The organism is Paenibacillus sp. JNUCC 35 (assembly GCF_058269095.1).
In genome coordinates this window covers 2,222,513-2,242,406 of the sequence record NZ_CM177771.1, presented here as the reverse complement: position 1 = coordinate 2,242,406, position 19,894 = coordinate 2,222,513, and the positions used below count along the sequence as shown (strand labels likewise).

The 19,894-nt window shown below is 53.6% G+C and carries 21 protein-coding genes; all 21 read right to left on the bottom strand.

Annotated features, from left to right (window positions below; all coding sequences use genetic code 11):
* Positions 1-83: 83 nt before the first annotated feature.
* The gene (locus AC2TF6_RS10370) at positions 84-1,229 is read right to left on the bottom strand and encodes a 1-deoxy-D-xylulose-5-phosphate reductoisomerase (RefSeq protein ID WP_491310926.1); all 1,146 of its coding nucleotides are present in this window, start codon (positions 1,227-1,229) and stop codon (positions 84-86) included.
* 57 nt (positions 1,230-1,286) lie between these two features.
* Entirely contained in the window at positions 1,287-2,084 is a 798-nt protein-coding gene (locus AC2TF6_RS10365) for a phosphatidate cytidylyltransferase (RefSeq protein ID WP_009676789.1), read from the bottom strand.
* A 24-nt stretch (positions 2,085-2,108) separates the two neighbouring features.
* The gene (uppS, locus tag AC2TF6_RS10360; RefSeq protein WP_491310925.1) at positions 2,109-2,879 is read right to left on the bottom strand and encodes an undecaprenyl pyrophosphate synthase; all 771 of its coding nucleotides are present in this window, start codon (positions 2,877-2,879) and stop codon (positions 2,109-2,111) included.
* Positions 2,880-2,942: 63 nt separating this feature from the next.
* Positions 2,943-3,497, bottom strand: coding sequence for a ribosome recycling factor (gene frr / locus AC2TF6_RS10355; protein WP_009676785.1), 555 nt, complete (start codon positions 3,495-3,497; stop codon positions 2,943-2,945).
* A 4-nt stretch (positions 3,498-3,501) separates the two neighbouring features.
* Positions 3,502-4,227, bottom strand: coding sequence for a UMP kinase (gene pyrH / locus AC2TF6_RS10350; RefSeq protein ID WP_009676779.1), 726 nt, complete (start codon positions 4,225-4,227; stop codon positions 3,502-3,504).
* 108 nt (positions 4,228-4,335) lie between these two features.
* On the bottom strand, positions 4,336-4,992 hold the full coding sequence (tsf, locus tag AC2TF6_RS10345; protein ID WP_009676775.1) for a translation elongation factor Ts: 657 nt from the start codon (positions 4,990-4,992) through the stop codon (positions 4,336-4,338).
* Positions 4,993-5,093: 101 nt separating this feature from the next.
* Positions 5,094-5,792 carry a 30S ribosomal protein S2 gene (rpsB, locus tag AC2TF6_RS10340; protein WP_009676777.1) on the bottom strand — a complete coding sequence of 233 codons (699 nt, stop codon included), beginning with the start codon at positions 5,790-5,792 and terminating at the stop codon, positions 5,094-5,096.
* A gap of 291 nt (positions 5,793-6,083) precedes the next feature.
* A complete protein-coding gene (locus AC2TF6_RS10335; protein ID WP_491310924.1) occupies positions 6,084-6,596 on the bottom strand; it encodes a hypothetical protein in 513 nt (170 codons plus the stop codon).
* Entirely contained in the window at positions 6,583-7,224 is a 642-nt protein-coding gene (locus tag AC2TF6_RS10330) for a DUF6115 domain-containing protein (protein ID WP_491310923.1), read from the bottom strand. Before AC2TF6_RS10330 ends, AC2TF6_RS10335 begins: the two co-directional genes overlap by 14 nt.
* A 31-nt stretch (positions 7,225-7,255) precedes the next feature.
* Complete coding sequence (locus tag AC2TF6_RS10325) at positions 7,256-7,576, bottom strand: hypothetical protein (protein ID WP_009676781.1); 321 nt, start codon at positions 7,574-7,576, stop codon at positions 7,256-7,258.
* A 51-nt stretch (positions 7,577-7,627) separates the two neighbouring features.
* Positions 7,628-9,040: a flagellar assembly protein A gene (locus tag AC2TF6_RS10320; RefSeq protein ID WP_491310922.1), complete on the bottom strand. Its 1,413-nt coding sequence runs from the start codon at positions 9,038-9,040 to the stop codon at positions 7,628-7,630.
* A gap of 29 nt (positions 9,041-9,069) precedes the next feature.
* Positions 9,070-9,852 carry a FliA/WhiG family RNA polymerase sigma factor gene (locus AC2TF6_RS10315; protein ID WP_009676771.1) on the bottom strand — a complete coding sequence of 261 codons (783 nt, stop codon included), beginning with the start codon at positions 9,850-9,852 and terminating at the stop codon, positions 9,070-9,072.
* A 15-nt stretch (positions 9,853-9,867) separates the two neighbouring features.
* Positions 9,868-10,284, bottom strand: a complete 417-nt coding sequence (locus AC2TF6_RS10310; protein ID WP_491310921.1) for a hypothetical protein — start codon at positions 10,282-10,284, stop codon at positions 9,868-9,870.
* A 2-nt stretch (positions 10,285-10,286) separates the two neighbouring features.
* Positions 10,287-10,781, bottom strand: coding sequence for a chemotaxis protein CheD (locus AC2TF6_RS10305; protein ID WP_009676751.1), 495 nt, complete (start codon positions 10,779-10,781; stop codon positions 10,287-10,289).
* Positions 10,759-11,397 (bottom strand): chemotaxis protein CheC, encoded by a 639-nt coding sequence (locus tag AC2TF6_RS10300; RefSeq protein ID WP_491310920.1) that lies wholly within the window; start codon positions 11,395-11,397, stop codon positions 10,759-10,761. Before AC2TF6_RS10300 ends, AC2TF6_RS10305 begins: the two co-directional genes overlap by 23 nt.
* Before the next feature lie 4 nt (positions 11,398-11,401).
* On the bottom strand, positions 11,402-11,863 hold the full coding sequence (locus AC2TF6_RS10295; protein ID WP_218228519.1) for a chemotaxis protein CheW: 462 nt from the start codon (positions 11,861-11,863) through the stop codon (positions 11,402-11,404).
* Positions 11,864-11,886: 23 nt separating this feature from the next.
* Positions 11,887-13,959, bottom strand: a complete 2,073-nt coding sequence (locus tag AC2TF6_RS10290) for a chemotaxis protein CheW (protein ID WP_491310919.1) — start codon at positions 13,957-13,959, stop codon at positions 11,887-11,889.
* A 36-nt stretch (positions 13,960-13,995) separates the two neighbouring features.
* Positions 13,996-15,159, bottom strand: coding sequence for a protein-glutamate methylesterase/protein-glutamine glutaminase (locus AC2TF6_RS10285; RefSeq protein ID WP_491310918.1), 1,164 nt, complete (start codon positions 15,157-15,159; stop codon positions 13,996-13,998).
* 36 nt (positions 15,160-15,195) lie between these two features.
* On the bottom strand, positions 15,196-16,092 hold the full coding sequence (locus AC2TF6_RS10280; protein ID WP_491310917.1) for a MinD/ParA family protein: 897 nt from the start codon (positions 16,090-16,092) through the stop codon (positions 15,196-15,198).
* Entirely contained in the window at positions 16,085-17,860 is a 1,776-nt protein-coding gene (gene flhF / locus AC2TF6_RS10275; RefSeq protein ID WP_491310916.1) for a flagellar biosynthesis GTPase FlhF, read from the bottom strand. Before flhF ends, AC2TF6_RS10280 begins: the two co-directional genes overlap by 8 nt.
* Entirely contained in the window at positions 17,857-19,890 is a 2,034-nt protein-coding gene (gene flhA, locus AC2TF6_RS10270) for a flagellar biosynthesis protein FlhA (protein WP_009676772.1), read from the bottom strand. The genes flhF and flhA overlap by 4 nt, the downstream gene beginning before the upstream one ends.
* Between the last annotated feature and the right edge of the window lie 4 nt (positions 19,891-19,894).

The following is a 19,894-nucleotide window of genomic DNA, read 5'->3' as shown; positions in this document are numbered from 1 at the left end:
ATACGCAGGAACATGGAGCTCATAGACTAAAAAACCGGCCGTCCGGAAAATTTCCAGAGCGGTCGGTTTATCCTTATCGAGGCTCAGCCGAGCAGAGACGCGGTTTCACGCGCCCACCGGTCGGCTTCCAAAATATCACCGATCTGCGGACTGCTCATGACCGAGTGTCTTTGCAGACATTCTTCTATGATGGTTTCAATGCGGAGAAAAGGAATCTCTCCCCGCAAAAACTTCGCAACGGCTTGTTCGTTAGCCGCGTTGAACACGGTTGGCGCCGTGCCTCCGGTCCGGCCGCTTTCGTAAGCCATCCGGAGGCAGGGGAACCGGTCGAAATCCATGGGCCGGAAATTCAGTGTAGCGATTTCCGCCAAATCCAGGGATTTCGCAGGTGAAAGCAGCCGGTTCGGGTAGGACAACGCATATTGGATCGGCACGCGCATGTCCGGGTTTCCGAGCTGGGCTATGATGCTGCTATCCTTGAACTCAACGTAAGAGTGGATGATGCTTTCCGGATGCAAAAGCACGCCGATTTGATCGTAGGGCAGGTCAAAAAGCCAATGGGCTTCCATGACTTCAAGCCCTTTGTTGACCATCGTGGCCGAGTCGATCGTAATCTTCGCACCCATGGACCAGTTCGGATGGTTCAACGCCTGCTCGACCGTAACGCCTTCCAGCTCCGCCCGGCTACGGTCCCGGAAAGAGCCGCCGGAAGCCGTAATGGTAATTTTCCTGATCTCCTCCCGGCGTTCGCCGTTCAGACACTGGAAAATCGCGGAATGTTCGCTGTCGATGGGCAGCAGCCGCACACCTTTGCGTTTCGCGGCTTCCGTGACCAGATGCCCCGCGCTCACAAGCGGCTCTTTATTCGCAAGGCCGATCGTTTTGCCCGCTTCAATCGCGGCGATCGTCGGTTCCAACCCCTGGTTGCCGACTACGGCCGTTACGACAAAATCCGCATCGGTTCCGGCTGCCGTCTCCAGGAGACCCTCTTCACCGAACAAAATACGCGTACCTGCGGGTATTAAAGCGGACAACCGATCCGCCAGTTCCCGGGTAGCCACGGAAGCCAGTTTCGGCTTGAACCGGCGGATTTGCTCGGCTAGAAGCTCCACGTTCCGTCCGCCGGCAAGAGCCTCTACGGTAAATTGATCCGGATGATGGGCAATGACATCAAGCGTTTGCGTACCGATCGATCCGGTGGAGCCAAGTATCGCTATTCGTTTATTCATATTCTCCCCCGTTGGATGAGCCTGAGCCGATTCTGTCTGATGGACGGGTACACGGGTTCAGGACGGAATCAGTGCAAGCCAGTGGACAAGCGGAAAAACGATAAGCCAGCTGTCCACACGGTCGAGAATTCCACCATGACCCGGCAGGATGGTCCCCGTATCCTTAATTCCCTTCACCCGCTTGTAGGCGGATTGCATAAGGTCGCCGAGCTGCCCCGACACGGCAATAACGACACCGATCAGCACCGCGCGAGCCGGAGACAGAAGTTCGGGACGGGCCAGGGAAAAACAGAGTCCCGCTACAATAGCAATCAGTACTCCGCCGAGGGCTCCCTCGACCGATTTCTTAGGGCTGATTACTGGCCACAGCAAGTGTTTGCCGAATTTCGATCCGACAAAATACGCGCCGGAATCCGTCGCCCAAATGCAGACAAAAATAAGAAGCGTCCAAAACAAACCATGCTCGGGTATCCACCGCGTCATGATCATATAATGAAATCCGACACCTATGTACACGACTCCAAGAAAAAGAAGCGACACCATGTCGATGGTAATTTTGTTCTTGGACAAGACCGTAGCGGCCATCAGTACGAAGGCGGCTCCCCAGATCAGGCCGACCTCATTGAGCTCATAGGTAAACCGGTGCATTTCCCATGGAAGGGTAAGCAGAATCAAGGCGATCATGCCGACCAACCATGTGATCCGGTGGTCTTTCAACTTGTTCATTCGCACATACTCATCAAAGCCGATTATGGCCATTAATACGATAAGGGCGGCAAACCAGTTGCCGCCGACAGCCAGCAGTCCCAAAAATCCGGCTCCGGCTATCGCTCCCGTCAGAATCCTCTGCTTCAACGCTTCATTCCTCCAAACCGATGCTTACAAGCCTCCGTATCGTCTTGCCCGTCGTTGGTATTCGGCAACGGCCCGGTAAAAATGCTCTTCCGAGAATTCAGGCCAGTAAGCTTCCGTAAACCATAATTCGGTATAGGCGAGCTGCCACAGCAGAAAATTGCTAAGCCTCAGCTCTCCGCTCGTCCGGATCAGCAGGTCGGGGTCAGGAAGCCCGGAAGTGAGCATATACGAAGAAAATGTTTCCTCCGATAATTCTTCCGGACGAAGTTTGCCTTCCTGGACATCCCTCAGCACATCCTGAACGCCGGCGAGCAGTTCCTTGCGGCCACCGTAATTCAGAGCAAAGTTTAGGATGAGGCCTGTGTTATTCTTTGTACGCTCGATTGCATCTTCAATGGCATTCAGTGTGTAATCCGGCAGGCTTTCTTTCCAGCCGGTCATGCGGATCCGCACATTACGCTCAATCAGTTCCTCAATCTCCAGCGGAAAGAACTCTTGGGGCAGCTTCATGAGGAATTCGACTTCCTCTTTAGGGCGCTTCCAGTTTTCCGTGGAAAAGGCATACATCGTCAGCACCTTGACTCCGATGCTGTCGGCTGCAATGGTGATTTTCTTCACATTCTTCATACCGGAATGGTGCCCGGCCACACGGGGAAGTCCGCGCTGTTTCGCCCAGCGTCCGTTTCCGTCCATGATAATGGCAATATGAGACGGAACGTTGTCCAACTCCAAATGGGGAGACTTCTCGTCCTGTGCAGACTCGTTTCCAAGCCATTTTTTCAGTTGATTGAACATCTCTTTTCCCCCACTATGGAAAGATGAAAAGCCCCCGGTATTTCAGGGGGCGACGATAGCCGTTTACACTTCCATAATTTCTTTTTCTTTACCTGTCAGGACTTTCTCGACTTCGGCCGTGAATTTGTCCGTAAATTTCTGAATATCGTCCTGGTGACGACGGGACTCGTCTTCGGAAATACCGTTTTTCTCCTGCTTCTTGATGTCATCATTGGCATCACGGCGGATATTACGGATCGCAACTTTGGCCTCTTCCCCGTATTTGCGGGTTAGTTTAACCAGCTCGCTGCGGCGTTCTTCCGTAAGCGGCGGAATGACCAGACGGATCACCGTACCGTCGTTAGCCGGAGTCAAGCCCAGTTCGGACTTGAGAATAGCTTTCTCAATGGCTCCCATGGAGCTTTTATCCCATGGCTGAATAATCAGCGTGCGGGAGTCCGGCGTGGAGATGTTAGCCAACTGGTTAACCGGAGTCATCGCGCCATAGTATTCCACTTGGATTTTATCGAGCAGCGCAGGGTTTGCGCGGCCTGCACGCAGAGTGGCCAGATCGCGCTTGAGTGCGTCGATAGCCTTGCTCATCCGCTCTTCTGCATTCTTTTTAATCGATTGCGGCATACGATTATACACTCCCTTTGACAATGGTACCGATTTTTTCGCCGAGGACTACCCGTTTAATGTTGCCATTTTCTGTGATCGAAAATACGATAAGCGGGATATTGTTGTCCATGCACAGCGAGGAAGCGGTTGAGTCCATCACGCCGAGATTTTTGTTAAGCACCTCTAGATAAGTGAGGGTCTCGTATTTCTCGGCCGTTTCGTCTTTGAAAGGATCCGCGGAGTAAACTCCGTCTACTTTGTTCTTGGCCATCAAGATAACTTCCGCTTCAATCTCGGCCGCTCTAAGCGCAGCCGTCGTATCCGTGGAAAAATAAGGGTTACCTGTTCCGGCAGCAAAGATGACGACTCGGCCCTTCTCCAGATGACGAATCGCTCTTCTGCGGATGTACGGCTCCGCTACCTGCTGCATGGAAATGGAGCTTTGCACACGGGTCGGCACGCCAATATTCTCCAGCGCGTCCTGCATAGCCAGGGAATTCATGACCGTTGCAAGCATGCCCATGTAGTCTGCCGTAGCCCGGTCAATGCCTTTGGCACTGCCTGCAATCCCGCGCCAGATGTTGCCTCCGCCCACGACGATAGCAACTTCCACCCCGAGATCGACCACATCTTTCACCTGCAGGGCGATAGAAGAAATGATGTCCGATTCGATCCCGAATCCTTGCTGTCCGGCAAGAGCCTCACCGCTCAGCTTTAAGATTACTCTTTTATACAAAGGTCGCTCCAACTTTGGTACCCTCCGTTCTGACAAATCAGCGTGCTTCTATCTTTCTTGTACCGTTTCTGTTTATAAAAGAAGGAACACAATGTGTTCCCGCTTTTGGTCCGTTCGGTATTAGGCGTTGCCTTTAGCTTGTGCCATTACTTCTTCAACGAAGTTGTCGACTTTCTTCTCGAGACCTTCACCCAGCTCAAAGCGAGCGAAGCGACGGATGGAGATGTTCTCCCCGATCGTGCTGATCATTTCGTTCAGCAGGACGGATACCGTTTTGTCCGGATCTTTGATGTAGGATTGTTCCATCAGACAAATTTCTTCGTAGTATTTGCTGATGCGGCCTTCAACCATTTTGTCCACGATGTGAGCAGGTTTGCCTTCGTTCAGCGCTTGGTTGCGAAGAATTTCTTTTTCTTTATCAAGCTCTTCTGTCGGAACTTCTTCACGACGAACGTAGGAAGGGTTCGCAGCGGCGATTTGCATCGCGATACCTTTTACGAAATCACGGAAGTTGTCCGTTTTGGCAACGAAGTCAGTTTCACAGTTAACTTCGACAAGAACGCCGATACGTCCGCCGGCATGAATGTAAGATTCAACAACGCCTTCGGTAGCTGCGCGGCCCGCTTTGCTAGCGGCAGCGGCAAGGCCTTTCTCACGAAGGATTTCGCTTGCTTTCGTCAGATCACCGTTTGCTTCGTCCAGCGCTTTTTTGCAATCAAGCATGCCTGCGCCTGTTTTTTCACGCAATTCTTTTACCATTGCAGCTGTTACTGCCATAATAGGGACCTCCCTAAGAGTGTAAGTATTTTAAAAAAAGGGCGGTGATAGGCTTAAGTGCCTTCAGACCACCCTTTTCCTGTTACGTTCGTTTATGTCGATTAAGCCGTTGTTTGTTCGCCTTGGTTAGCTTCGATCACAGCGTCGGCCATTTTACCCGTCAGCAATTTAACAGCGCGGATCGCGTCGTCATTACCTGGGATAACATAGTCGATTTCGTCCGGATCGCAGTTCGTATCAACGATACCTACGATTGGGATACCAAGTTTGCGAGCTTCTGCAACCGCAATACGCTCTTTGCGTGGATCAATGATGAACAGGGCGCTAGGCAGGCCTTTCATGCCTTTGATGCCGCCGAGGAATTTATCGAGGCGATCTTTTTCCTTGTTCAGGATGATAACTTCTTTCTTAGGAAGAAGTTCGAACGTGCCGTCCTGCTCCATTTTTTCAAGCTCTTTAAGACGGTTGATACGCTTTTGAATCGTTTGGAAGTTGGTCAGCGTGCCGCCGAGCCAGCGTTGGTTGATGTAGAACATGCCGCAACGTTCCGCTTCTTCTTTAACGGAGTCTTGAGCTTGTTTTTTGGTACCTACGAACATGATCGTACCGTTCTCAGCAGAGACCGATTTAACGAAGTTGTAAGCTTCCTCAACCTTTTTAACCGTTTTTTGTAGATCGATAATGTAAATGCCGTTTCTTTCAGTGAAGATGTATTTGTCCATTTTCGGGTTCCAACGACGGGTTTGGTGACCGAAGTGTACCCCAGCTTCTAGAAGCTGCTTCATGGAAATTACTGCCATCCTCACACACCTCCTCAATAAAATGGTTTTAGTGTAATGCTCCTCCGACAGCCGCATCTCCGTATAAAACTCGCCGTGCGCAAGGCCCGGACAAGCACCGTTATACGAATTAACTGTCGTGTGTTTTTAACACCGTCAATAACTATACCACAAGTCGCATGCGGGATGCAACAGCGTTTGGAGACAACTTTCGGCAAGATTTTTAATCCGCGGAAAGGCTCCGGCCGGGCGTTATCATTATTCCCTTCCGCACGCAAAATAAGACCCTCGCGCAATGCAAGAGCCCTATTTTTATTCCGGCTTGCTGGTCAGATTCTGAACGATCTCGTCCAGCGTCGGTTTGCCTGTAAATTTATGAACGCCCGACTTGATCTTTCCCGTTGCCGCCTTAGCCGCCATCGCCTGCTCAAATTGCTCCTGGCTTTCGACTAACCCGCTCACGGAAACGATTTTGGCCACCTGGCTGGACTTCATTCCCGGTGCGATGTAGACGGCGGTTATTTGAGGCTGCGCCGAAGGAGCGGGCTGGGCGGACGGGGCTTTCGCTTTCTCTGCCTCCAACTGCTTTTGCAGTTCCTGTTCATGCTGCTCTTTCGTGAAAACGGGCTGGTTTTTGTCAAAAACCTGATAGTACTTCCCGGCTTCGGTTTTCAGCTTGTTCATGTCCATCTGTTCGATGGAAACGGCCGAATTCTGCGACAACGGCTGGACGGGCTGGGCGGCCGATATCATCAACTGAAGAAGAGCCGAGCCCGCGATCATACCGATGCCGATTCCGGCCAGCAGCGTTTTATTTGCTTTCATCGGAATGTCCCTCCCGTTTGGCCAGCTGCATGATCAGCATGACTTCCCCTTTGTTCATCCCGAGCTGTTTGGCAATCTGCTCCGTGGATCTTCCCTGGTCATGCAGCTCAAAAAGAGCGGCATACCGGGCGCGCACGGAGAGCTCCGGCTCCGTTCGGGGAGCTTCCTGCGGCTGAACAGATGCGGCAGCATCTGCGGCCGGGAACTCCTCCGTCTGCGTAAGACGGGGCGTTGGCAGTGCAGATCCGTGCGTCTGAACGGCAGGCTCCGCGTAGACATGAGGTTCCGTGCTCCGGGACCCGTGCCGGGAAAGATCCGGCGCGGACTGGCGGCCGGCCTGCACCGCCGCCCCGCTTCCGTCCACGCTGCGGCGCTCCAGCACTTCGAGCCTGGCGGTCAATTTGGCGACCTCGAGCTTGTGCTCCCTCTGCGTCTCCTTGAACAGGTCGATGAGCGCCTGGTTCTGCAGCTCAAGATCGGACGCAAAGTGAGCCATGCTCTCTTCCAGCTCTTTCACGAGCTGGGCCGAAGGCCCCTGCCCGCCTTTTTTTGCAGCCGAACGGGGAATCACTCCCGCAAACACCACAATCACGAGGCCGAGGAGAACAATCATCTGCCAAGGTTCCATTTTAACATCACCTGTACTTTCAAATCTTCCTTTATAGACTCAAGTCGATATGCGAGCCTTTAAAAGGGTGAACCGCCTTTGGCGGCTCCGCTTCTTGAGAAGGAGGGGCCTTCTTCTGCTGCCGGCCCCGTCCGCCCTGACCGCCGTTCTGCCGGCCCTCTTTGCGGATTTGAGCCTCTTCGCTCTCTCCGATTTTCTCGCTGGCTTTCCGGTTATGTTCGGCGTTCTTCTCATTTTCCGCTCCCAACAGAACCTGATCCATCTCGGGTTTGTGGTTCAACTGCTGCTGCCGGATGCCGGCCTGATCGTTCTTGTGAACCGCGAACTGCAAATCGACCGGTTTCATATCCATAAAAGTTCCACCTCGTCATTATCGCTGGTTATTGGCTTGACCAGGGAGCCTTTACTTAGGCATATAGGCGCTGTGCCCGATATCGCCTGCAACAAGCTGGAACACGACATGGCTCATCGGATCTTTGATGAACTTCGTGTAGCGGCCGATCACGATTTTGGCTCCTCCGTATACGGTAGAGATCACTTCTACGCTGGAGCGTTCGCTGTCTTCGAGCGATTTCTCCATTTCAAAAATCCGTTCACGGAGCTCACGCTGTTCTTCTCCGGCCTGGCGCTTTGTATGATTCAGCTTAATTCGCAGCGCTACTTTGTCCGGTCCGAGCTGGCCGGACGCTGCCAACTGGTCCAGCAAAATAAGGGCTTTGTCCGTCTTGGACTGATTATCCGCAAGCGCTTTGAGCTGGGAACGAAGCTGAATCAATTCATTGCGAAGCTCCGGCAGCAGCCCCACCTCGATCGCAGTCGCATTGGAGAGGGAATTTCCGATCGTTCTGGCGATAACCTTCTCCCCGGCCTGAACGGTTCCGCCCACGATCAGCCCTTTGGGCCCGTTGCAAGCGACGGTTTTACCCGCACGTATTGTCGAATGAAGAATACTTTGGGAAACGGTAATCGTATCCGCCGCTTCTACTGTCGCATCCTGGATGAAGGAAGATTTCACGTTCTTCCCGGCCCGGATTACGGCTTTGTTCCTGCCCACGATACCGGCGGTTATTTCAACGGAACCACTTGCTTCGAGTTCGGCCGCTTCCACACCGCCGACTATGCGGATATCCCCGGAAGCTTTGATCTTGAAACCGGGGCTCACGTTTCCGCGAATGACGACAGTTCCGACGAAATCGATGTTACCCGTCCGGTAATCCACGTCTCCGTTCACCTCGTATACGGGGAACACGTTTACTTTGTTCCGGTCCGTGTAGGTGACGAGTCCGTCGATGGCGGCGTAAATAGCGTTCTCCTCGTTATCCGTTACGACGTTTTTTCCCAGTTTAAACCTGGCTTCCTTGCCTTCGCGTGCCGGCAGCGGCTCCCCGGTTACGGCTTTGCCGGGTGTTCCTTCGGTCGGGGGAACCTTTTTGCCGATGATCTGGCCTTTTCTGATATTGTTCAAGGTGGATACTTCTTTGAGATCAACGCGTCCGTCTTCCGTCTCGACAGGCTTATGCGTATCGTTGTTGCGCCCGTACAAATAATCGACGTATCCGTCGGTTCCGTTAACGGGGCGGGTGCCTTCGGCGATCACGGTTTCGGCGAGCAGATAAGGCTGAGGATCTATCGCTATGCGGAGCAGCGCCTCCGTATCGAGTCCATGGACGATGCTGTTCGCTCTGGCCAATCCTTGAAGCTCGTCAAACGTGACCGTAAAATCATCTCCGACATCGGCAAACTTCAGCAAGGATGTCAACTTATCGTCCGTGACGGAAATCCTAATGATTTGGTCCAACTCCAAAATCCGGTCCATCCTGTATCGACAACCTTTCCCGGCAACTTCTATTTTTCAAACAACTGAACTTTATATCGACTCAAAACTCCTCTTAATCGCAGCATGGCTTTGGAATGAAGCTGAGAAATGCGGGAAGGCGACAAACTCATCACTTCCGCAATTTCGCTCAGGGAAAGTTCTTCGAAATAAAACAGGGAAACGACGATCCGTTCTTTCTCCGTTAATTTCTCTATCGCCCGCGCAAGAGTTTCTTTGAGGTAAAATTCGTTAACTGTAAATTCCGGATTTTTGGCACGCTCGTCCACCAGAAGCGAAAGCCGGGTTTCGGATTCTTCTTCACGAATCGGTTCGTCTATGGAACAAATGGAGGTTACGGCGATTTCCTGAAGCATATGCTGAAACTCGTCCTCCGTAACCTGGAGATAATCGCTGATCTCTTCATCCGTTACGGTCCGAAGATACTTCTGCTCCAGCTTCTGATACGCTTCCTCAATTTTCTTAGCCTTCTCGCGTACGGAACGGGGAACCCAATCCCCTTGTCTGAGGCCGTCGATAATGGCCCCGCGTATGCGCCAGGACGCGTAAGTTTCGAACTGTAGACCGCGTTCGTAGTCAAACTTCTCGACGGCGTCGATCAGACCCATGATTCCGAAGCTTCCTAGGTCTTCCTTGGAAACGTTCTTGGGGAGACCAATCGCCAAACGGCCCGATACGTATTCGACAAGAGGCAGGTACGTTTCAATCAGCGTTTGCTTGGCTTCTCTGGAACCGCCCTGCTTCCACTGTCTCCACGTATCGAAATGCGCCAGATTAGGTTTTTTATCAATCATGGCTGTACACCGTCCTTATTCTTCAGACATTTGACGAAGGGCTCTGACCGATTGCTCGGTGTCAGGTTGCTTCCGGGTAACTAGCTTCGTGGGCAGCAGCGGCGCAAATTCCGCTTCCTCCCTGTCCACTCCGTCCGCCGCTTTCTGCGCGGTTTCGTCGGGAGTAGTCAGATCGAGATGCTGGCCGAGATTCTTGTTTGGAGAGGGCCCTTCTGCGGCGGCCGCTGCCGTTTCATTTACGACAGGACTGTTAGCGGATAGGAGCAGGCCCATAATAAACCGAAAGCCGAAGGTGACGGCAAATAAAATGACAAAACTGTAAACGCTTCGCAGCAGCGTGGTCAGCCAAACGTTGCTGCCCAGCGAAAGGAGAAAGGTGAGGACAAAGGAGACGGCACCGACTATGAAATTCCAACGAATCGTTCCCGCCATCTCTACAAATCCTTCAAGCCGTGCTGTACGCTTCGAATCGTCAGCACGCCCGTATCGCAGTTAAGTTCAATCGTTCTTCCATAGTTCTGGCCCGTATCTTCACCTTTGACTCGGATCTTGTATCTGACCAACATTTCTTTGCAAGCCTCTACATTACGAGGTCCAATTCGCATCGTATCGCCCCCTCCGGCAAAAGCGAACATCTGAGCTCCTCCTGCCAGTTTCGCTTCCATCCGATTAATTGAGGCACCAAGACGGGTCATCCGGTCGATCAATTCGGGAATGGCGGTATCCGCATATTTAGCAATGTTGACGGTGCCTTCTCGGGCGATTTCGGATGTCGGCAGCATGACGTGCGCCATTCCGCCGACTTTGGCAAAGTCATCGAATAAGGTAAGCCCGACGCAGGAACCGAGTCCCGTCGTTTTAAGCACGCCCCCCGGCATGCCGACATTAAGATCCGCCATACCGACTTTAATGATCGTCTGTTGATTCATGTGCCTCTACCCCTAGTGCCGCAAATAATTTCCCAAACGATTCCGGATCCGGAATAAGAAAGAAGTTTCCTTGCATTTCTTCGTTTCCTTCCAGAAACTTCGTGTCAATCAGCAGTGCCTGATCCCCCATCTCCCCGAACTGCAGCAAGCCGTAACTTAAAATGGCTCCCGCCATATCAATGGCCAGGGAAGGTACGGTCGGGTACATAGACAACCGAGTAAAATCGGCCAGCGAGGACAAGTACGATCCCGCCAAAATATTCCCGATTTCATTTAAGGCCGAAATTTCCAGCTCCGTATAATCGCCGCTGTCGGAAAGCTCCATCCCGATCAGGGAAAACAGCATCCGTTTAGCAGATTCGAGATTCAGAATAAAAAACATATTGCCCGGAGCATCCCCGACCACCCGCAGAAAAATAGCGAGCACGACTTCCTCCGCTCCCCCCACGATTTCAGGGATCTCCTCGAAAGGAAGAACCATAACTTTCGGAACGAGCATATCCACAGGCTTGTCCAGCAGGGTGGACAGAGCAGTGGCCGCATGACCGGCACCGATGTTGCCGATTTCCTTAAGTACATCCAATTGATAATCCGCCAACTGCCTGAACGTATCCACTTGCTTAGGCCTCGATCTTTTCCAATTGGATGATTTCGTCCCTGTTCAAAACCTGTTCCAGGTTCATCAGGACCAGGAGACGGTCTTCTCCGATTTTAGCGATGCCGTGCAGATATTTCGCCTTGATGCCGCCGACAACTTCGGGAGGATTCTCGATATTGTCTTCGTTCAAGTCAATAACGTCGTTAGCGGAATCTACAATAAGCCCTACTTCGAGTTCGTTTACCGCTACGATGATCACACGGGTATTATCGGAATACGGGGTTTCCGGAAGCCCGAAGCGGGAGCGGAGGTCGATAACCGGCACGACTACGCCTCTGAGGTTAATAACGCCTTTGACGAAAGCGGGCGTTTTCGGAACGCGGGTCATCGGCTGCATCCGTTCGATCGTTTTGACCTTATCCACTTCTACTCCGTATTCCTCATGTGCCAGCGCAAATACGATAATTTTTTTATCTTCAGCCATTTGAACGGCCTCCCCTGCCTGATTTATTTAATGAGTTCATTCGTATCGAGAATCAATGCGACCTGACCGTCGCCGAGAATGGTCGCTCCCGAAATCGCGAACAGCTTTGTAAAGTATTTACCCAATGTTTTCAGGACGATCTCCTGTTGACCGATAAACTCCTCCACCATAAGCGCTGCCATTTTCTCGCCTTTGCGCACAACCACAACTTCGGTTTCAGTCTCGTCGGCTTCGCTGTAGTCGGGAATATCGAGTACGGAGCTGAGCGAAACGAGCGGAATCATGCTGCCTCTGAAATCGATCATCCGGTTTCCTTGAACGGAACGGATTTGCCCCTGCTGGATAAGGGCCGTCTCCACAATCGAAGAAAGTGGGATCGCATATTTCTCGCTGCCGATCTTGACCAGCATGGCCGATATGATCGAGAGCGTAAGCGGAAGCTTGATCGAGAAGATCGAACCGCTGCCCGGATTGGATTCGACATGAATATGTCCCCCGAGCGAGTGGATTTTCGTTTTTACAACGTCCAAGCCTACCCCGCGGCCGGAAATGTCCGAGATTACGTCCGCGGTACTGAAGCCGGATGCGAATAGCAGCTGATCGATATCGGAACTGCTCATTTTGTCCGCCATTTCAGGCGCGACGATCCCTTTCTTCACTGCGGTCGCAAGCACTTTCTCCCGGTTAATGCCGTTACCGTTGTCTTCGATCTCGATAAAGACGTTGTTACCGCTGTGATAAGCGCGGAGATGAACGGTTCCGCTCTCGCTTTTGCCCTTCGCCACACGCTGGGTCACGGTTTCGAGTCCGTGGTCTACCGCGTTGCGAAGGAGATGCACGAGCGGATCGCCGATTTCGTCGATTACCGTGCGGTCCAGCTCGGTTTCTGCACCGGTTATGACGAGATCGACTTTTTTGTCCAGCGATTTGGCGATATCCCGAATCATCCGCGGGAACCGGTTAAAGACCGTATCGACCGGCACCATCCGCAGCTTGAGAACGATATTCTGCAAATCGCTGCTGACCCGGGCCATATGCTCGACCGTCTCCGTCAGCTCATTGCGCTTGATTTCGCTTGCCAGCTGCTCCAGGCGGACCCGGTCGATGAGCAGTTCGCTGAAGAGATTCATCAGAGAATCCAGACGTTCGATATCTACCCGAATGGTACGGGTTCCCACAGGCCCGCCGCCTGCAGCCGCTGCCGGTTTGGCAGCTCCACCGGTTTCCTTAGCCGGCGCCGGTTTGGCTGCCGGAGCGGGTGCTGCAGCCGCTGCCGCCTGGGCTTCACCCGCCCTGACCTCCGCCTGGGCTGCGCCGCTTCCCGTCATCTCGTCCAGCGTTTCGCGATCGAGTACGATGATCTGTACATGCTCGATTTCGGAGACATTCGAAATTTCTTTTTCCAGATCGGCTTTCCCAACGTTAGCTATGTAATACACGGAGAAGGTACGGTCGAATTTCTCCTGTTCAATCTCCTGAACGGAAGGCGTCGCTTTGATGACTTCCCCGGAACGCTCCAAAATTTCGAACACCATGTAAGCACGGGCCGCTTTCAGTACGCAATCTTCCCGGACGGTGACCTCGACATAAAACACCTGCATGTTGGCGTCAATCGATTGCTGGAGAACCGAGAGCTGGAATTGGTCCAGGGCAATAACGCTTTCTTCCTGGCCTTCCGCTCCGGCGCCTCCGGCGGTTGGAGCCGATTTGAGATAATCCCCGCTTACAATGGATTTCAATGCGGTGACAATAGCCGTAACATCGGCCTTGCCCGTTCCGCCCTGAACGATATCCTCGACCATCGAATCGAGAGCGTCCAGACTCTGGAAAAGGCTGTCGAAAATGAAGGGGTCCATTTTCAGTTTCAAGTTACGGACCAGGTCCAGAACATTTTCCATTTCGTGAGTCAACGAAGCGAGATCTTCGAATCCCATCGTCGCGGACATGCCTTTAAGTGTGTGTGCCGAGCGGAAAATATTATGAACGATATCTATGTTGTCGGGACTGTTTTCCAGGCTGAGCATGTTGTCATTAAGAGCCTGCAGATGTTCTTTCGATTCGTCGATGAACATCGATAAATATTGGTTCAACTCCACAGAACTGCACCTCCGTCAATTTAACGAGTACTTTCTTTAGCGGCTGCCGTTTTTATCCGTCACCCGTTCGACAAGCTTCGGAGCGATATCCCCCAAAGGAAGGACAAACATGGCGGCTCCGTTCTCCACCGCGACTCGCGGCATGCCGTATACGACGCATGTCTCTTCGGATTCGGCAATCGTGGTCGCCGCTCCGTCCTTTCGGAGTTCTCCGATCGTTCTCGCTCCGTCACTGCCCATCCCTGTCATAATAACGGCGTGCCGGGTCAGCTCTTTTAAGGGAAGCAGGGATTGGAAAAGCTTGTCTACGGAAGGACGGTGTCCGGATACCGGCTCGCTTTTGCTCAAAGAAATCCGGTATTTCTTGTCGTCGGCCCTGACGACGGTCATGTGCAGTCCGCCGGGAGCGACATATGCCGTACCGGGTTCGAGCACCTGGGCTTCCTCCGCTTCCACGACCCGAACGGCACATTGGTCGTTAAGGCGCTGAGACAGCGATTTGGTGAAATTCGGAGGCATATGCTGGACGATAAGAACGGGGGCCGGAAAATCCGCCGGTAGGCCGCTCAGTACCTTCTGCAGCGCTCTGGGTCCCCCGGTCGATGTGCCAATCGCCACGAGATCCCGAAAACTTTTCGAGCTGCCAGTGCCGACACCGCTCGCGGGCTTCCCCGTTTCTTGCGTCGCCGCAGCAGTTCTCTTGGGAATCTCCGCTGCCGACGGCGGCTTCACGAATGGAGCGGACGGCTGAACGAAGCGTTCGGGCCGTTTCGCCGGTTCTATCGGAGGCGGCTGCATGCGTGTTTTGACCGCAATCCTCAGCTTCTCATGCAAAAGCTGCTTGACCTTGAATAAATCCAGCGAAATCGAACCGGACGGCTTCCGGATAAAATCGATCGCGCCGAGTTCAAGGGCCCGGATCGTTTCAACCGCTCCCGACATAGTCAGCGAACTCAGCATAATAACGGGAGTCGGAGTGGCGGCCATAATGCGTTCCAGCGCTTCCAGCCCGTTCATTTCAGGCATTTCAATATCCATCGTAACCGCGTGCGGTTTCAGCTCTTGTGTCTTGACTACGGCTTCCGCACCGTTCTTTGCGACGGCTACAACACGGAAATTGGGGTCTTCTTCGATCAGATCCGTAATGATCTTCCTCATGAACACCGAATCGTCGACTACCAGAATACGGTACGGCTCCATAGGGTCCCTCCTGAATTGGCTCTAGATGTGAATATATTAGCGGCCGATCAGCCGGCTGAGGAAACCTTTAAATCCGCCGGTTGAATCTGCTTTGGGCTGTTGGCCCAGAAATTGATCGACAAGGACATTCATACTTTTGGCGGCAGGAGAATTCGGATAAGCAATCGTAAAAGGAGTCTGCTCCTTAACGGCCCGGGATACATGCTGATCGTCTTCCACGAATCCGAGTGTCTGGAGTTCGACGGACAGAAAGCGGCGGGCCACCATGGCGATCTTCTCGGCCGTTTCCTTTGCCTCCCGGCTGTGTGCGGCCCGGTTGACCACCAGCTTGAAGTGCACATCGGGATCTTCGCTGCGAACCATTTTAATGAGCGCATACGCATCCGTAATGGACGTGGGCTCCGGCGTCGTAACCACGAGCGTTTCCTGGGCAGCGGCTATGAACCGCTGGGTTTCTTTGGAAAGCCCGGCTCCCGTATCGAACAGGATAAAATCGGCCATTCCGCCAAGCTCCTGAATCTGGTCGGTAAAAGAATCCGCTTCGGAGTCCGACAGCCTCACCAGATCGTAAAGCCCCGACCCCCCTGCGATAAACTGCAGGCCTTTAGGTCCTGTCTGGACGAGCTCCCCGATCGTTTTCTCTCCTTTAATTAAATGAAGGAGGTTGGCTTTGGAGGAAATCCCCATGAGCACGTCAATGTTGGCAAACCCGATGTCGGCATCGAAAATGAGTGTCTTGTATCCCCGGGCCTGCAGGCAGAGAGCAAAATTCAAGGTGAAATTCGATTTGCCTACCCCGCCCTTGCCGCTTGTGACGGTAATAATCCGCGTCTTTCGCTCCGGCTGTCCGGTTAGCGCGGATCCCGGGGACGGCGTATCCTTCTCGTGCCTCAGGCGGATCAGTTCACGCAGTTCCTGGGCCTGGTCACTCATACGAGTAACCCTCCAGCACCGCATCGACAATCCTGTTCTCGTCCGCTACCATGATGTCGTCGGGTACGTTCTGTCCGTCCGTCACGTAGGAAAGCCGGATCGGGAATTCATCCAGCAAATTCAGCATGGCGCCGTAAGAATACGTTTCATCCATTTTCGTAAAAAGGACTTTATCTACTTTAAACTTGGAAAAGTTAGCGGTAATGGCTTTCATGTCGCTGTACTTCGACGTAAGGCTCAGCACCAGAATCGTTTCGCTCGGCCCTTGGTGCCTTATCAGCGTATTGAGTTCGGATACGTACATCTCGTTGCGGAAATTGCGTCCGGCCGTATCCATGAAGATCACGTCGGCCTCTCTCAAATTGTGCAGAGCCCTCGTCAGATCGGCCGGGGAAAACACCACTTCCACCGGAACGTCCAAAATATTCGCATACGTGCGAAGCTGCTCGATCGCGGCAATCCGGTAGGTGTCGGAAGTGATCAGCCCGACTTTGCGGCGCTGCTTCAACACCTGATCGGCGGCCAGCTTTGCGATCGTCGTCGTCTTGCCGACACCGGTCGGTCCGACGATATGGACGATCTTGGAGTCCGCCGAGATCGGCTTGCCCTGCGGCGGCGGGAACAGCGCAAGCATCCGCTTGCGGACCGCTTCCGCCGCCTGCCGCGCTTCCGCCTCGTCGGCCGAGGCGGCAAGATCTCTTCTGGCGCTTTCGATCAGCTGCCGGACCAGGTCCGGCTGTACTTCCTGCGCCAGCAGATGCTCCTCCAGCCGCCCCCATACGGGCGGCAGCTGGGGCTGTGCGGATGGCCGGACAAGGCCGGCCATCATGGTCTTGAGATGCTGGAGTTCAGCCAGCATCAGGTCCTCGCGGGCCGCGCTCTGCGCAGCGGCCGCTTCTGCCGCCGCCTCCGCTCGGGAGGCGGCCAGTGCGGCGCGCAGCGCCTCGGCCTGTTCGTTGGCGAAGCCGCCGGGTTGCGGCGCTGCGGCAGCCGGCTCGGCCGGAGCTTCCGCCTTCGGCGGAACGGGCGGCGCCGCTTGGACCGACAGGCTCTGCCGCTGTTCGGCGGCGGCCGGCCTTGTCTGCGCGTAAGCGGCTGCGGCAGCCGCCGGAGGGCGCTGCGGAATGACGGGCAGCGCTTCCTCTGCCGCCGGGCTACCGCTCGGACGGTCGATGACCGCGGGAGATGGCTGTGGGGACTGCTGGCCCGGTGCCTGACGTTGGTCCGAGCCTGCTCCCCTCACTTCGCTTGACGACTGCCCATTGGCAGCAGCCGCGGAAGTTTCCGAACCGGACTTAACGTCCAAGGTCTCTTCTTTTTTGAGAAAGCTTGTCTCCCTTGCAGTCAACGCCTCGGCGTCGCCGGTTCCGTAAGTCGGAACCGCTTCATTTTGCAAGGCGGATTGCCTGAGCAGAAGTTCCGCAAATTCTCTCTGCCTCAGCTCCTGCTCTTTATTGGTACGGGGCTGATCGGCCGACTTCTCCTCTTCTTCCTGCCGCGCTTTGGCAACAGCGGTTACCGCTGCGGCGGCAGCCGCTTTAGAGGACGGACGGGCCTGAGCGCCGCCTTCAAGAGCGTTTTTACCGGAACCGGTTTGACCTTCCTCAAGAGCTGCAATCACTTCGATGCGTTTTTTTCCGAAGAGTCCCAAAAACCCGCCGGTTTTCACTTCTTTCGTGCTTAAAATAACGGCATCCTTACCGAGATCGGTTCGAATTTTATGAAGAGCGTCCGGCATTGAATCGACAATGTAACGTTTCACTCTCACAAGTTGACAACTCCCATGCTTTGAATTTCTACACTCGGTTCAAGCTCGCTGTAAGACAAAACCGGAATGTCCTGCATGGTACGTTCCAAAAGCTGGCGCAAATACATACGGATCGTCGGTGAAGCCAGGATAACCGGCTGGTGGCCGGACTGGACCATTTTACTCACCTGTTCACCCAGCTTGTGATAAATGACCTGCGAGGAAGACGGGTCGATAGCCAGATAAGATCCCTGATCCGTCTGCTGAACGGAATCCGCGATTTTTTTCTCCAGCCCCGGTCCTACGGTAATGACGCGGAGCGAATCCTGCGGAGACGAGTACTGCAGCGTGATCTGCCTCGAAAGAGACTGCCGCACATACTCCGTCAAAATATCCGGATCTTTGGAGTAAGGTCCGTAATCCGCCAGCGTTTCCAGGATCGTAACCAGATCGCGTACGGAAATTTTTTCCCGGAGCAGTTTCACAAGCACTTTCTGCACGTCGCCGATGGACAGGACATTCGGAATCAAATCGTCCACGAGAGCCGGGTACGCTTCTCTGACGTTGTCGATAAGCGTCTTGGTTTCTTGACGTCCCAGAAGCTCGTGGGCGTGCTTCTTGATGATTTCCGTGAGATGAGTAGCGACTACGGAAGGCGGATCCACCACGGTGTATCCGGACAATTCCGCCCGCTCTTTGGTCATCTCATCGATCCATAGGGCCGGCAGTCCAAACGCAGGTTCGGTCGTCTCGATTCCCGTGACGGATTCGTCTTCGAATCCCGGGCTCATGGCCAAGTAGTGGTTAAGCAGCAATTCGCCGCCCGCAACCGTATTGCCTTTAATTTTGATGATATACTCGTTAGGCCGAAGCTGAATATTATCGCGGATCCGGATAACCGGAACCACGATACCGAGTTCCAGCGCACATTGTCTGCGGATCAGAATAATCCGGTCGAGCAAATCTCCGCCCTGCTGGGCATCAGCCAGCGGAATGAGCCCGTAACCGAATTCGAATTCGATCGGATCCACCTGCAGCAGGCTGATCACGCTTTCCGGACTCCGTACTTCTTCAATCTGCTGTTCTTCCACCATCTGTTCTTCCTCAACCTGTTTCCGGTTCAAGTTCTGCTGCATCTTCCGTGCCGCAAAAACGAGTAGAACCGCAATAGGAATGGTCGTATACCAATGGATCGGCGTGAAAATTCCCAGAAAGGCAATCGTTCCCGCCACGATATACAGCAGCTTCGGATAAGCGGTCAACTGACCGACGATATCGTTACTGAACGTTCCTTCCGAAGAGGCGCGCGTAACGATAATGCCGGAAGCGGTTGAAATGAGCAGGGCCGGGATCTGACTGACCAGTCCGTCACCGATGGTAAGAATCGAATATGTATGTCCGGCTTCTCCGAACGACATGCCTTTCATCGAAATCCCGATGATCAGTCCGCCGACCAGGTTGATCAGCAGGATGATAATGCCGGCAATCGCGTCTCCTTTGACGAATTTACTCGCTCCGTCCATGGCTCCGTAGAAGTCGGCTTCGCGTTCTACTTTTCTGCGGCGCTCGCGCGCCTGCTGCTCATTGATCATGCCGGCGTTCAAATCGGCGTCGATACTCATCTGCTTGCCGGGCATCGCATCCAGGGTAAAGCGAGCCGCTACTTCGGCTACGCGCTCCGAACCTTTCGTGATGACGATAAACTGCACGATAACCAGAATAAGAAACACGATAAATCCGACTACGATATTACCCGCCGCCACGAAGTTACCGAACGTCTCGACCACGGCTCCCGCTTCGGCATGAGCCAGAATATTTCTAGCCGTCGAAACGTTAAGAGCCAAGCGGAACAAGGTCGTCACAAGCAGCAGGGCCGGGAAAATGGAAAACTGCAGAGCTTCCTGCGTGTTCATCCCGACCAGAATAATCATCAGCGAGATCGTAATGTTTATGATGAGCAAAAAATCGAGGAGGGCGGTTGGAATCGGCACCACCATCATCAAAATAATCCCGATTACCCCGATCAGTACAACTAAATCTTTTGGTTTCATGTAC